This is a genomic window from Pseudarthrobacter cellobiosi (genome assembly GCF_023913815.1).
GTDB classification, from domain to species: domain Bacteria; phylum Actinomycetota; class Actinomycetes; order Actinomycetales; family Micrococcaceae; genus Arthrobacter; species Arthrobacter cellobiosi.
This window is the reverse complement of the sequence record NZ_JAMXBK010000026.1, coordinates 158,048-171,702: the sequence shown is the minus strand read 5'-3', so window position 1 is coordinate 171,702 and position 13,655 is coordinate 158,048. Positions and strand designations below refer to the sequence as shown.

Below are 13,655 nucleotides of genomic sequence, written 5' to 3'. Positions count from 1 at the left end.
TTGGTAATGAACTAGAATCGCTGCATGGCAAAACCGCAGGACCGCCAGTTGGTTGAGCAATGGCGCAGCATCCAGACCACGTATTTCCACACGGCGGGCGCGCTGGAGCGTGCGCTGGAGTCGAAGTTCAGCATCGGCCTGACGGAGTTTGAAATCCTGGACCTCGTGGCCGAAAGCGCCGATGCGGCATGCCGCATGAAGCAACTCGGTGAGCGCACCCCTATGACCCAGAGCGCCATGTCCAAGGTGGTGGACCGGCTCGACAAAGCCGGACTGATTTCCCGCCAGTCCTGTGAAGATGACCGGCGCTCACTGTACCTGGAACTCACCGAGGCCGGCCGCGCGCTCCACAGGCAAGCCGCCATCGAGCACCGCGCCCTGCTCAGGGAAAACCTGGGCAAAGACTAACCGTCAGCCCTTGCCGTCCTGGCCGGGCTCTTCCGCATCCGAGGTCGCGGATTTGAAATGGCGCGTCAGTGATCGTCGATGGAGATCTCTTCGATCTTCAGGTCGAACAGCTTAGCGAGGCGGAAGGCGACTGGGAGGCTCGGGTCGAACTTTCCTGTTTCGATTGCGTTGATTGTCTGCCTCGACACGCTGACACGCTGAGCCAGGTCGGCCTGCGTCCAGGCGCGTTCGGTCCGAAGGTCTGTGAGGCGGTTCTTCATCGGTACCTGATCATGCCGACGGCGAAGGTGATCAGGTAGACGACGCCCAGGAGCGTGGGGAAGCCCGCGAGATTGACGTCGTACGCGACGAGGCCGGCAGCGTCCGCGACGACATAGGCGAATCCGCCGACCCACCCCAGTCCGAAGGTGACCACCCGCGCATCCTGGATGATCTTCCGCTGCAACTCATCAATTCCCCGGAGAAATCGCGTGAAGCCTCGAGGTCAAGCCTTCAGCGGCCACCAACAATTCTTCGACGCGCGCGATTTAGACTGCACCCATGTCCGAAACTGAACGAACCATCACAGACCCGGTCTTCGAGGCTGCCTACGAGGCCGCACAAAAGAGCCTCCGAGAGGGCGGCATCCCGATCGGTGCTGCCTTGGCCCGGGGCGGGGTCGTCATTGCCAGCGGTCACAACGAGCGTGTCCAGCATGGCGATCCAATCGCCCACGGCGAGATGTCTGCGTTGCGGGCTGCCGGACGCCAGAAGAGCTACCGGGACACAACCCTCTACACCACCCTAGCGCCGTGTGCGATGTGTACCGGGACCATTATCCAATTCAAGATTCCGCGCGTGGTGGTGGGCGAGGCCGAGACGTTCTCCGGCGAATTCGAACTTCTCCGCTCACGCGGCGTCGAAGTGGTGGTGTTGAATGATGTCCGATGCGTTGAGATGATGCGCACCTTCCAGGACGAACACCCTGAACTATGGGCGGAGGACATCGCCGAGTAGTCCAGGCACAAAGGAGCGCCGGTGAAATAGATCAGACCCGGCCAAAGCTATCGCGTGCCGCGCATTCATACGCCTGTGGTCTGTGGCGGTCCTGCACCGCAGGCGTTCTTCTCCTTTTTGCCAGCCTCTCGGCGCGCTCGCCTTAGCGGCCACAGCCGTGTGAGCGCGGCTGCGGGGGAGGCCCGTCTGGGTCCTTGTCCTGACCGGCCTCCCCGCGGTGGTGGTGGTGGGCGGGCTGGCGTATGAGCTTCCCGACGGGCCTATACGTCCACCTCGCCGGACAGCACGCACAGTAGGCGCCCCCGCAGGCATGGCGAATACGCTGTCGGAGAACCGGCCCATTTTCCCCGTCGCCCGCCCGGATGAATCCCAGCCACCGGACGTAAACTGACCTTCGCACCACCTCCAGCTCGAACACCAGCGGGACAGAACCATTTGGAGCCGCCATGCTCTGGAAACTGCTTGTTGAATACCTGCGGCCGCACCGTCAGCTGCTGATCGCCGTCGTGATTTTCCAGCTGGCGCAATCCATCGCGTCGCTGTACCTGCCCACCCTGAACGCGGACATCATCGATGAGGGCGTGGCCAAGGGGGTCACCGGCGTCATCCTCAGCCTGGGCGCCCTGATGCTGGAAATCACGCTGCTGCAGATCATCTGCGCCGTGATTGCCGTGTACTTCGGGGCGAAGGCGGCCATGGGCGTGGGCCGGGACTTGCGCGGCGCCATCTTCACCCGTGTGGGGGAGTTCTCCGAGCAGGAAGTCACGAAGTTCGGCGCGCCCAGCCTGATCACCCGCTCCACCAACGACGTCCAGCAGGTCCAGCAGCTGGTGCTGATGGCCGCCACCATGATGGTGGCCGCGCCCATGCTCGCCATCGGCGGCGTGATCATGGCCGTCCGGCAGGACGTGCAGCTGTCCTGGCTGATCGCCGTCGCCGTGCCCGTGCTCATGATCGGCGTCGGGCTGATCATCACCCGGATGGTGCCGCTGTTCCGGAAGATGCAGAAACGGATCGACACCGTGAACCGGGTGCTCCGCGAGCAGCTCACCGGCATCCGCGTGGTGCGCGCGTTCGTCCGCGAGGACATCGAGACCGCCCGCTTCGCCCAGGCCAACGAGGACGTCACGGACACCGCGCTGCGTGCCGGCCGGCTGATGGCGCTCGCGTTCCCCGTGGTGATGCTGGTGCTGAACGTCTCCAGCGTGGCCGTGATCTGGTTCGGCTCATTCAGGATCGAGGACGGCTCCATGCAGGTGGGCACGCTCATCGCGTTCCTCAGCTACCTGATGCAGATCCTGATGTCCGTCATGATGGCCACCTTCATGGCCGTGATGATCCCGCGCGCCGCGGTCTCGGCGGACCGGATCGGCGAGGTGCTGGGCACCGAGTCGAGCGTGCGGCCGCCGCTAAAGCCAGTGAGCAGCGCGGTTCCGTCCGGCGGGCGGCGCCGCGGGGAGCTGGAAATGCGCGACGTCGGATTCGCCTACCCGGGTGCCGACCAGCCCGTCCTCTCCGGGCTCAGCTTCACCGCCAAGGCAGGGCAGACGACGGCGATCATCGGCAGCACGGGTGCCGGCAAGACAACCCTCGTGAACCTCATGCCGCGCCTGTTTGACGCCACCACCGGCTCGGTCCGGATGGACGGCGTGGACGTCCGCGAACTGCACCCGGACCTCCTCTGGGGGCACATCGGCCTGGTGCCGCAGCGGCCCTACCTGTTCACTGGCACCGTCCGCAGCAACCTGCAGTACGGCAAGCCGGACGCCACCGAGGACGAGCTCTGGACCGCCCTGGAGATCGCCCAGGCCCGGGACTTCGTCGAGGAGATGGAGGGCGGGCTGGACGCGCCCATCTCCCAGGGCGGCACCAACGTCTCCGGTGGCCAGCGGCAGCGGCTGGCCATCGCCCGGGCCCTGGTGAAACGGCCCGAGCTGTACATTTTCGACGACTCGTTCTCCTCGCTGGACACCGGCACCGACGCCCGCCTGCGTCAGGCCCTCAAGCGCAGCACCGCCGGCGCCACCCTGGTACTCATCGCCCAGCGCGTGTCCAGTATCGTGGATGCCGACCAGATCCTAGTGCTCGACGACGGCAGGATCGTGGGGCGCGGAACGCACCGCGGGCTGCTGGAGACGTCCGAGACGTACCGGGAGATCGTCTCCTCCCAGCTGGCAGCGGAGGAGACGGTATGAGCACGCCGCACCGGCCGTCGTCGGGCGCTGGTTCCAACGCTGGAACCGCACCCGGCTCGAAAACCGGGACTGCCGACGTCGTACGCATCCCCCGACCGGCGGGTGGACCGGGACGCGGCGGACCGTTCGCGGGGATGAACGTCCCGGCGGAGAAGGCCATGAACTTCGGGCGGTCGGCCAAGCGGCTGCTGGGTACGCTGCGGCCGGAGCGGGCGTGGCTGCTGCTGGTGCTGATCATGGGGGTGGCCAGCGTGACGCTGTCGGTGATCGGGCCGCGGCTGCTGGGGGAGGGCACTAACCTGATTTTCGCGGGAGTAGTGTCGCGGGAGCTGCCCGCCGGGGTGAGCAAGGCGGAGCTGATCGCGCAGCTGCGGGCCGCGGGGGAGAACCAGCGGGCGGACATGCTCACGCCGATGGCGGTGACGCCGGGGGAGGGGATCGACTTCGCGGCGCTGTCGAGTGTGCTGCTGTGGACGCTGGTGCTGTACGTGCTGGCGTCGGCGTTTATGTGGGTGCAGGCGTATGTTCTGAACGGGGTGGTGCAGCGGACGATGTTCGGGCTGCGCGAGGAGATCGAGGCGAAGATCCACCGGCTGCCGCTGCGGTATTTCGATTCGATCCAGCGCGGTGAGCTGCTGAGCCGGGTGACGAACGACGTGGACAACATCTCGCAAAGCCTGCAGCAGTCCATCAGCCAGGCGGTCACGTCGGTGCTGACCGTGGTGGGCGTGCTGGTGATGATGGTCATCCTCTCGCCCACGCTGGCGCTGATCGCGCTGGTGACCGTGCCGCTGACGCTGGGGATCACGGCGCTGATCGCCAAGCGCTCGCAGAAGCTGTTTGTGGCGCAGTGGAAGCACACGGGGGAGCTGAACGGGCAGATCGAGGAGACGTACACCGGGCATGCGCTGGTGAAGGTGTTCGGCCGGCAGCGCGAGGTGGAAGAGCGGTTCCGGCAGAAGAACGTGGAGCTGTACGACGCGAGTTTCGGGGCGCAGTTCATTTCCGGGCTGATCATGCCGGCCATGACGTTCATCGGGAACCTGGTCTATGTGGGGATCGCGGTGGGGGGTGGCCTGCAGGTGGCGTCGGGGGCCATGCAGCTGGGCGATGTGCAGGCGTTCATCCAGTACTCGCGGCAGTTCACCATGCCGCTGGCGCAGCTGGGGTCCATGGCGAACTTGCTGCAGTCCGGGGTGGCGTCGGCGGAGCGGGTGTTATCGTTGTTGGATGAGCCGGAGGAGTCTGCTGATCCTCCTAGTGGTGCTGCTGGTTTTGGGCGTGGCCGGCTGGTGTTTGAGGACGTCTCGTTCTCCTACTCGCCGGACAAGCCGCTGATTTCTTCGCTTTCTTTGGTGGCGGAGCCGGGGCAGACGGTCGCGATTGTGGGGCCGACCGGGGCGGGCAAGACCACGCTGGTGAACCTGATGATGCGGTTCTACGAGCTGGATGCGGGCCGGATAACGCTCGACGGCGTGGACGTCACCTCAGTGCCCCGGCGCGAGCTGCGCTCGCGACTCGGGATGGTGCTGCAGGATACGTGGCTGTTCGGCGGGACCATCCGGGACAACATTGCGTACGGCCGGCCTACGGCTACGGAGGACGAGATCCTGGAGGCGGCGCGGGCGACGTATGTGGACAGGTTCGTGCGCTCACTGCCCGAGGGGTACGACACGGTGTTGGAGGACGAAGGTTCGAATGTGTCCGCGGGCGAGAAGCAGCTGCTGACGATTGCGCGGGCGTTCCTGGCCCGGCCTTCTGTTTTGATCCTGGACGAGGCGACTTCTTCAGTGGACACACGGACCGAGGTGCTGGTGCAGAAAGCGATGCGCGCTTTGCGGTCTGACCGGACGAGCTTCGTGATCGCGCACCGGCTGTCCACCATCCGCGACGCCGACCTCATCCTGGTGATGGAGGCCGGGCAGATTGTGGAGCAGGGGACGCATGCTTCACTGTTGGCTGCGGGCGGGGCTTACGGGCGGCTCTATGAGGCGCAGTTCGCGGCTCCTGTGGCGGAGGTTTAATGTGGCGGAGGTTTAATGCAGTGTGAGACTGCCGACTACTTCAGCTTGACCTGTTGTTTTTTCAGATGCGGGTAACACGCTATGTCGTCATCGAACTCAAGACCGGCAAGTTCCAGCCAGATAGGCAGGCGTTTCCGCGGCCCTGTGTCAGATTGGGATTCAAGAGTGTCCACTGGGGTCGTGCGGGAAACACCTTTTGGACCCTATTCTGACGGTGTTTGAATAGCTGCCTGACGTCAGGTTGGGGTGTACTTCGCATTTTTCGGGAACTGGTCGCCTCCGAGAGTGCTGGCCCGGGCCGTGTGGGGCCCGGGCCAGCACTGATGTCTGCGGAAGACTCAGCTATGCGACGCCGCGGAGTGCGTCCGTGGATTCCTGGTCGATGATCCCAGCGTCATCTACAACAACACCGTAGTGTTCACGGGCTGAAGCAACGGACACATATCCAAAACGGACTTCTTCAGCTACCCGTGCGGCCGGGCGCACCCGGGGATTGCCGAATCCGCCGCCGCCGCCGGCGAGCTGACGATACAGCGTCCCAGCCGGCAGCCCTGTGATCAAGTCTTTGGACTTCGGGATGACCACGTCACCGTCCGGATAAGTGAACTCGATAAGGTTAACCGACCCAGGCATCCCCTCGTTGAGCCCCGGCGCGGCCGATTCGTCTGTATCGCCATCCCCGAAGATGCTGGCCTGGATACTGGGGGCTTTGAACTCGAAGATCGACTCAACACCCAGTCCTCCGCGCCACTCTCCTGCGCCCCCGGAGTCCTGCAGGTATTCAAATTTCCGGATGAAGATGGGCATCATCAGTTCGAACATCTCGGGGTCCTGCGCACCGAGGGCACCACCGGAAGCGATGAGCCCCACATGGTCGTAACCGTCGGCACCCTGGGTCCCGCCTCCGCCGCCCTTACAGGCGTTGATGAGTATGTCCACAAAGGGTGAATCGTTCCGATCTTCCTGGCCGTTCAGAATGGAGCACAGCAGCGGGTTCCAGCCGGCGGTTACCCGCTCCGGAAGGGCCTCGGAGAAGGCCAGCATGATGGCTGAACAGATCTGGTCTGAAAGGTGGTTACCGAATCCTGACGCCGCCGGATATTGGCAATTCAGGATGCTGCCCTCGGGTACTTTGACCTCGATGCAACGCATGATGCCGTCGTTGTGTGGAATTTCCGTATCCGCCAACATAAAGAAGGAAATCATGACGGAGGAGAGGGTCACCGCCAAGGGAGCGTTGACGTATCCGGGTGTCTGAGGATCCGTTCCGGCAAAATCGAAGACGAGCTGGTCGCCCTTGACCGTAATCTCAACCCTGATCTGCATGGTGCTGTCAGGGGTGATGCCGTCGTAATTGACCTGCCACTGGGACTTGTAGACACCATCCGGCATCCTGGTGATGATCTGACGGGCCATGGCCTCGGCAGAGTCGAGCATGCTGTCGACCACGGCTTTGAATGTCTCAACTGAGTAGCGGTCCACCAGCACCTGTAGTTCGCGTTCGCCAACTGTGCAGGCGCCGATCATTGCGCGAATGTCCTCTTCAACGACGCCAAGACGGACATTGCCGAAGATCAGGTCCCATACGTCATCGCGCAGGACGCCGCCGTCGTAGACCTTGACTGCAGTCAGCCTGAGCGCTTCCTGCCAGAGATCCGTGGCGTTGGGGTTGTATGACCCCGGAACCGCGCCGCCGACGTCGGCCTGATGGGCTGTAATGACAACCCAGGCAATGTGTTCCCCCTCATGGAAGACCGGCTTGGTGACCTTCCAGTCGGAGGCCTGATTGCCGCCGGTATACGGATCATTGTGCAGAATCACGTCTCCCTGCTTGACTCTGCCTTTGAATTTTTCGGCGATATGCCGCATTGCCGGCGCAGCGGCATAGCCGAGGATGGGAATGTATTCCGTCTGCTCGATAAGCCGCCCGTCCTGGTCATAAATGCCTAACGAGAAGTCGCGGCCTTCCACTAACAGGGGGGATCTCGTGCTTCGTTCAACCACTACGCCCATGCGTTCGCCAATAGCCTTGATCCGGCTGGCTATGACTGAGGTAAGGATCGGGCTGAGGGCCTTCCTCGCCTGTGCTTGTACCTGTGACATGTCTACTTTTGTCCTTCCGTGAGCAGAGACGAGGCGTCAAAGTTTTTCCGCGTCATGACGTAGCTACCCGAGCCGTCGAGCTCAAGGTCAAAGAATTCCGGGACAAACACCGTCGTGGTTGGTTCCTCAACGATGGCCGGGCCTACAATCTGCTGTCCCACAGGAAGTGATTGCCCGTCGTAAACCGGCACTGATTCCTTCCGGCCCAGCGACTTGAGGTAGACGTCGCGGCGCCCCTTGGGAGCAGCTTCAGACTCGAACCCGGTACCCTTCTCAGTGAGGTCGAGCGCCGGCCTGCGGCCGACCGCTGCCACCCGGAGGCTGAGCATCTCCAAGTCGGCACCGGCGGCTGAAAAACCGTACAGCTGTTCATGCCGGGAGTGGAAAAGCGCGGCGACCCTGCCCGGCCCCGCCGGATCCGCTGGATCCAGATCTGCGGCGTTGAAGCTGACAATCACCTCGTGGTGCTGTCCGATGTAGCGCATGTCGGCAGAAACGATGACGGCGCGATCCTCAGCGGCAACCCCTTCGAGGTCCAGCAGTGCGTCGCCCTCATGGGACATTTCCGTGATCAGCGCGTGTGCCCGGTTCAGGTCGATCTGCGAGAACCTAGTACTGAAAGCACGGACAAAATCGTGTCGCAGGTCGGCCATCAACATACCTGCTGCACACAGCACCGAGGACAGTCGCGGGATGACCACTACAGGTATCTCGAGCTCATGGGCAATCATGCCCGCGTGGACGGGTCCGGCGCCGCCAGCCACCACCATCGGGAATTCCCGGGGGTCGTAGCCTCGTTCTACGGAAATGTTTTTGGTTCCCGCCGCCATCTCCAGGTTGACCATCTCGTAGATACCGGCAGCTGCCTCTTCGACTGAAAGGCCCAGCGGACCGGCGACCTTGTTCGCAATGGCCGCGGCCGCCAGATCACTCCGAAGCTTCACCCGTCCGCCCAGGAAGTAGTCGGGGTCTATATAGCCGAGGACAACGCCGGCGTCCGTAACTGTTGGTTCCTCACCGCCCTTGCCATAAGCAACGGGCCCCGGATCGGCGCCGGCGCTCTGCGGACCCACGCGCAACATGCCGCCGTCGTCGATCCAGGCGATGGATCCGCCGCCCGCGCCGATGGTATTTACGTGCGTTGTCGGCAGGGAGATCACGTGGCGGTTGATCTCGCCTTCACGGGTGATCTGGACTTCACCGTCCTTGACCAACGAGGCGTCAAAGCTTGTGCCTCCCATATCAACCACTGTGCAGTCTGCCCAGCCGCGCTGTGCCACGTAGGCCAATGCGGCCACCGGACCGGCCGCAGGCCCGGACATCGTTATTGAGGCTGGCAGATGGGCCACGGTCGCGGGCAACGTGATTCCGCCGTTGGACTGCATCACCATCAGCGTCCCGTGAGCGCCACGTTCGGCCAACCGCCCGACAATCTTCTTCATGTACCGCTGAACCACAGGGCCAAGGTAGGCATTCATTGCCGTGGTGCTGATCCGTGGGTAGAGCCGAATCTGCGGCAGCACTTCAGAGGAGATGGACAGGAAGACCCCCGGCGCACACTCTTCGATAATCTTCCGGGCTTCCTGCTCATGTGCCGCGTTCTGATAGGAGTGGACGAAACAGACGGCGATGGCCTCAACGCCCTCGGCGACCAGTTCCGCGACTGCTTGACGAAGTGATTCCACTTCCAGGGGTGTCACGACGCTGCCATCTACATCTACGCGCTCGGAAACAGTCTTACGCAGATCCCGGGGCACAAGAGGTGCTGGCGCTACGTACTTGTTGTCGTAAAGGTGCTTTCGGCTCCGAATGCCGCGGCGCATCTCCAGGATGTCGCGGAACCCCTCTGTCGTGATGAGCCCCGTCTTGGCGCCCCGCCCTGTCAAGACCGCATTTGTGGCTACGGTAGTGCCATGCACGATGAGCTCAATCTGCGAAAAGAAATCCTGTTCCGATAGCTCTTCGAGAACCGCCAATTCCGACAGCCCGTTCAGGATCCCATTGGAGGGGTCCGCAGGAGTCGTCGAGGTCTTGTGCTGGCGCTTCGCGCCTGTTGCCTGATTGACCAGCAGGAAATCTGTAAACGTTCCGCCGACGTCGACACCAACTTGATAGGACATTAGTTTCCCTCTCCGATCTGGAATATTTCTTGAGCAATGTTGGAAGCCTGCAGGGGAGCGCCCTGCCGGATGATGAAGGTATCTGCGACGCTTGCCCCTTCAGTGAGTTGTGAATTCACGAAATTCGGGTGCAATGCCAGGACCATGCCCTCGAGCAGCATCGTGTTGTCGCTCTCGGTCAGGACGGGCGTGTCATGGTCGATGCCAACGCCATGACCGTGCCAGATCCCGAAATCGACGCCTTCCGGCGCCGCAATCTTTTCAATCGCGGTTGCTACGTCAGCTGCAGTCTTGCCCACCCGCATCTGGGTTTGCGCGGCCTCATGGGCGGCCAGTGTGGTCTCGGCCATACGGCGCTTCTCGCTACTGATCTGGCCGATGGCGAACAGGCTTGCCTTCTCTACCCAGAATCCGTTGGGCCCGGTGATTTCCACGTAGACGCTGGCGAGATCGCCTTCAACGAGCGGATCAGCCGTTGGAACGTCGTTGAAGTACGGTTTGGTCCCCACCATGATCAGGACCTCACGTGCTCCCCTCCGGCGGACCTCGCGCTGCATGTCCCCCCACAACTCCCAGCCGGAAACTCCGACGGCCGCGCGTTCGTGGAAGACTTGCAGGCCTGCATCGGCAATGACTGCGGACCGCAGGACTTCATCGATTTCCTCCTGGACCTTCACGGCCTTGATCCGGCCCACCAGTGCGGTTGCGTCAGTCAGTTGCGCATTTGGAAGGGCGGCCCGCAGCATTTCGTAGTCTCCGACGGGAACGATGTGACGAAGGCCTACGACCCCGATCTTCCCGCCGTCGGCGTGGTGTTCATTGACGACGGCGGCGATCACCTGGGGAAGGCTGTCCTGGTCAGAGATCACATCACCTTGGCCCGCTGCCCTGACGTCTGTCAGCTGTGTGGCCTGTTTGGCGAACCACGCATCGGAGGTGGTGGGCAGGACCATGATCGGTTCCTCGCCGGGGATGACTACTGCATAAGCCAGACGAACCTGCGGGCAGTAGCCTGTCACGTATTCGAGATACCCGTATTGGGTGATGAGTCCTCGTCCTGCCACGATCAGTGCGCCCAGGCCTTCAGACTTCATCTCGGCCCACAGGGCCTCGATCCGGCCGTCCCGTATCTTTTTCTTTAGCGGGCTAAAGGCTGAAGTCAGCAAACTTGATGTAACCATTTTCGAGCTCCTCATTAGAAAAATCTCAGGATTTTCAGCAATTCTTCATTTCGCGGCGACCGACTCAGGAAGGTCGTCAAACGGCGCCCAGGCCGCGGCGGCGTCGCTGTACGTGGTCCATGTAGACGGCCACGATGAGGATGGTTCCGGTGATGGCCCCCTGCCAGAAGTCCGGGACCCCGGAGAGTGTCAGGCCGTTCTGGAGCACACCCATCATGAGGACGGCCATGACCGTACCGCCCAGCCCGCCGGAACCGCCGGACATGATGGTCCCGCCAAGCAGTACGGCGGCAATGACCTGCAGTTCGATTCCGGTGCCCACGACGGGGGAGGCTGATGTGAGTCTGCCCATCTGAATAATGGACGCCAGTGCAGCCAGCAGGCCAGAAGTCACATAGACGGAGAGCAGGACACGTTGGACCCGGATGCCGGCCAACCGTGCCGCTTCCCTGCTGGAGCCGACCGCGTAGATCTTGCGTCCCCAGCTCGTATGAGCGAGGACAAAGTAGCCAAGGGCCACCACGATGGCGGCGATCAGCACCGGAATGGGCACGGGCCCAAGGCTTCCGTCACCAATTTGGAGGAACAATGGCGCATCCCCGAGCTGGATGGATTTCCCCTCCGAGGCCACCAGGGCAAGACTTCGATATCCGGACAGCGTTCCCAGGGTGACCACAAAGAATGACATGCCCAGGACACCTACCAGGACGCCGTTAAGCAGGCCCAAGGTCATGCCTGCGAGCAGGGTGATGGCGATGACCGCGACCGCAGGGACTCCGGCCTGATACAGAGATCCCGCGATAATTCCGGAGAGAGCCAGGGCGGATCCGATCGACAGATCAGCGCCACCGGTCAGAACGACCATTGTCATTCCCACGGCTAATATCAGGGGAACTGTTTGAAGACGCAGGATGTTTACAAAGTTTTCAATGGTCAGGAAGTTGGGCTGGAATGCGGCAAAGAAGATAATCAGTAAAACAAGGACAATGGAGAGCGTAACTTTTGGGCTGAAGGAAACGATCTTTGCTGCCGGCTTCTGAGCTGCAGGGGTGTTCTTGGCAGAATTCGTGGTCTGCGGTGTTGAGATTGCCATGATCAGGCCATTTCCCTAGCTTGTTCTGAATGAAAGGCCAACGCAGCAATGCGCTCTTCTGTTGCTGATTCCCGATCGAGGTGTCCGACGATTCGTCCCTGCGAGAGGACGTAGATGGTGTCACAAAGGCCAATTAGTTCTGTGAGCTCGGATGAGGCCACCAAAAAGCCCATACCCTTGGCAGCGGCCTGGGCGATCTGTTCGTAGATTTCGGCCTTGGCTCCGACATCGACGCCGCGCGTTGGTTCGTCGAGGACCAGGAGTTTCGGTTCACGAAGGATAGAACGAGCCAGCAGTACTTTTTGCTGATTGCCGCCGGAAAGCGCCTCAATGCGGTCCTCAATGTCGGCGCATTTAACGCCAAATTTTGAAATGGCCTTTCGGGTGAGACTTTTTTCGCGCGTCGCAGACATGACTCCGGCCTGGGAGTTCTTGGCCAGATTGGCGGCGGACATATTCTCCCGTACGGATCTGCCGGGAAAGATTCCCTGAGCTTTCCGGTTTTCCCCGACGAACCCGACGCCGGCTTTCAGCGCCTGGGCGGGGTGCGTGAATCTGACCTCCCGCCCGTCAATCCTTACGGCCCCGGAAGTCCGCGGGACGGCGCCGAAAATGGTCTGGGCCAGAGTGGAGCGGCCGGAGCCCATCAGCCCGGCCAAGCCAACCACTTCGCCTGCGTGCACCGTCATGGTCACGTCTTCGATGAATTCGGCAGCGCACAAAGCCTCAGTCTGGAGGACGATTCGTTCAGTGACCGTCCGTTCCGACGTGAAGACATTATCCAGAACGCGCCCGACCAGCATCTTGACGACGTCCCCGTCTGAGACATCTCGCATGGGGGCCGCACCGCTGACGCACGCATCCCGAAGGACGACGATCCGGTCGGCGATTTCGCGCATTTCACGCATGCGGTGGGAGATGAATACAATCCCCATGCCGTTGTCCTCCTTGAGCCGCCGCAGGGTGCCAAGCAGCCGGTCGGTCTCATCTTCGGACAGCGAGCTGGTTGCCTCGTCCAGCAGCATCAGGCGGGGCCGGCGTGAAAGGACACTGCCGATTGCCACCAGTTGTTGGATATTGATGGGTAGCTGCCCCACGATGGCCTTCGGATCGACATCAATCTCGAGGACATCCAGAATCTCCCTGGCACGTTTCCGGACCTGAGTCCAGTCGACGCCCAACCCGATTCTGCGCCGCGTGGGAAGGGCCCCCAGCAGGATGTTCTCCGCAACGGTCAGGTGAAGAGCGACGGCCAGCTCCTGCTCCACAAGTCCTATACCCGACGCAACCGCATCGCTGGGACTGCTGAACTTCACTGCCTTCCCGTCAACCTGGAGTTGGCCGGAATCGGGCGCCAAATGGCCTGCAATAATCTTCATGAGGGTTGATTTCCCGGAGCCGTTTTCGCCGGCGATGGCGAGTATTTCGCCGGAGGAGATTGAGAGGCTTACGCCGTCCAACGCCGTCGTTCCCGGGTACGTCTTCACCAAGCTATTGATCTCGAGCATCATGGTCCTTCCGAGTCGCTGGAACGG

The 13,655-nt window shown here is 62.1% G+C and carries 11 protein-coding genes; 4 read left to right on the top strand and 7 right to left on the bottom strand.

Features of this window, described 5'->3' with window-relative positions:
* Window positions 1-24: 24 nt before the first annotated feature.
* Window positions 25-408: a MarR family winged helix-turn-helix transcriptional regulator gene (locus NG701_RS14515; protein WP_252568511.1), complete on the top strand. Its 384-nt coding sequence runs from the start codon at window positions 25-27 to the stop codon at window positions 406-408.
* Between the two features lie 65 nt (window positions 409-473).
* Here NG701_RS14515 and NG701_RS14510 read toward each other — a convergent pair whose 3' ends face one another.
* Together NG701_RS14510 and NG701_RS14505 are read right to left on the bottom strand one after the other, a co-directional pair.
* On the bottom strand, window positions 474-668 hold the full coding sequence (locus NG701_RS14510) for a helix-turn-helix transcriptional regulator (RefSeq protein WP_252568510.1): 195 nt from the start codon (window positions 666-668) through the stop codon (window positions 474-476).
* Window positions 665-853, bottom strand: a complete 189-nt coding sequence (locus NG701_RS14505; protein ID WP_252568509.1) for a hypothetical protein — start codon at window positions 851-853, stop codon at window positions 665-667. The genes NG701_RS14510 and NG701_RS14505 overlap by 4 nt, the downstream gene beginning before the upstream one ends.
* Before the next feature lie 95 nt (window positions 854-948).
* On the opposite strand from NG701_RS14505, the gene NG701_RS14500 reads away from it, so the two are divergent.
* The 3 genes from NG701_RS14500 (at window position 949) to NG701_RS14490 (ending at window position 5,623) form a co-directional block, all read left to right on the top strand.
* A complete protein-coding gene (locus NG701_RS14500; RefSeq protein WP_252568508.1) occupies window positions 949-1,404 on the top strand; it encodes a nucleoside deaminase in 456 nt (151 codons plus the stop codon).
* Between the two features lie 446 nt (window positions 1,405-1,850).
* A complete protein-coding gene (locus tag NG701_RS14495; RefSeq protein WP_252568507.1) occupies window positions 1,851-3,599 on the top strand; it encodes an ABC transporter ATP-binding protein in 1,749 nt (582 codons plus the stop codon).
* Window positions 3,596-5,623 carry an ABC transporter ATP-binding protein gene (locus NG701_RS14490; RefSeq protein WP_305884422.1) on the top strand — a complete coding sequence of 676 codons (2,028 nt, stop codon included), beginning with the start codon at window positions 3,596-3,598 and terminating at the stop codon, window positions 5,621-5,623. Before NG701_RS14495 ends, NG701_RS14490 begins: the two co-directional genes overlap by 4 nt.
* Before the next feature lie 342 nt (window positions 5,624-5,965).
* On the opposite strand, the gene NG701_RS14485 is transcribed toward NG701_RS14490, so the two are convergent.
* From NG701_RS14485 to NG701_RS14465, 5 genes are all read right to left on the bottom strand, one after another.
* Window positions 5,966-7,726, bottom strand: a complete 1,761-nt coding sequence (locus tag NG701_RS14485) for a hydantoinase B/oxoprolinase family protein (RefSeq protein ID WP_252568506.1) — start codon at window positions 7,724-7,726, stop codon at window positions 5,966-5,968.
* A gap of 2 nt (window positions 7,727-7,728) precedes the next feature.
* Window positions 7,729-9,846 (bottom strand): hydantoinase/oxoprolinase family protein, encoded by a 2,118-nt coding sequence (locus tag NG701_RS14480; RefSeq protein ID WP_252568505.1) that lies wholly within the window; start codon window positions 9,844-9,846, stop codon window positions 7,729-7,731.
* A complete protein-coding gene (locus tag NG701_RS14475) occupies window positions 9,846-11,027 on the bottom strand; it encodes a M24 family metallopeptidase (RefSeq protein WP_252568504.1) in 1,182 nt (393 codons plus the stop codon). The genes NG701_RS14480 and NG701_RS14475 overlap by 1 nt, the downstream gene beginning before the upstream one ends.
* Window positions 11,028-11,103: 76 nt before the next feature.
* Complete coding sequence (locus NG701_RS14470; protein ID WP_252568503.1) at window positions 11,104-12,120, bottom strand: ABC transporter permease; 1,017 nt, start codon at window positions 12,118-12,120, stop codon at window positions 11,104-11,106.
* Window positions 12,121-12,122: 2 nt separating this feature from the next.
* Entirely contained in the window at window positions 12,123-13,628 is a 1,506-nt protein-coding gene (locus NG701_RS14465; RefSeq protein ID WP_252568502.1) for a sugar ABC transporter ATP-binding protein, read from the bottom strand.
* Window positions 13,629-13,655 lie beyond the last annotated feature (27 nt).

What these genes read in the sequence shown, in the direction of transcription:
- NG701_RS14500 (WP_252568508.1), top strand. Translation starts at nt 949, where the DNA reads ATGTCCGAAACTGAACGAACCATCACAGACCCGGTCTTCGAGGCTGCC.
- NG701_RS14480 (WP_252568505.1), bottom strand. Translation starts at nt 9,846, where the DNA reads ATGTCCTATCAAGTTGGTGTCGACGTCGGCGGAACGTTTACAGATTTC.
- NG701_RS14495 (WP_252568507.1), top strand. Translation starts at nt 1,851, where the DNA reads ATGCTCTGGAAACTGCTTGTTGAATACCTGCGGCCGCACCGTCAGCTG.
- NG701_RS14475 (WP_252568504.1), bottom strand. Translation starts at nt 11,027, where the DNA reads ATGGTTACATCAAGTTTGCTGACTTCAGCCTTTAGCCCGCTAAAGAAA.
- NG701_RS14485 (WP_252568506.1), bottom strand. Translation starts at nt 7,726, where the DNA reads ATGTCACAGGTACAAGCACAGGCGAGGAAGGCCCTCAGCCCGATCCTT.
- NG701_RS14510 (WP_252568510.1), bottom strand. Translation starts at nt 668, where the DNA reads ATGAAGAACCGCCTCACAGACCTTCGGACCGAACGCGCCTGGACGCAG.
- NG701_RS14470 (WP_252568503.1), bottom strand. Translation starts at nt 12,120, where the DNA reads ATGGCAATCTCAACACCGCAGACCACGAATTCTGCCAAGAACACCCCT.
- NG701_RS14465 (WP_252568502.1), bottom strand. Translation starts at nt 13,628, where the DNA reads ATGCTCGAGATCAATAGCTTGGTGAAGACGTACCCGGGAACGACGGCG.
- NG701_RS14490 (WP_305884422.1), top strand. Translation starts at nt 3,596, where the DNA reads ATGAGCACGCCGCACCGGCCGTCGTCGGGCGCTGGTTCCAACGCTGGA.
- NG701_RS14515 (WP_252568511.1), top strand. Translation starts at nt 25, where the DNA reads ATGGCAAAACCGCAGGACCGCCAGTTGGTTGAGCAATGGCGCAGCATC.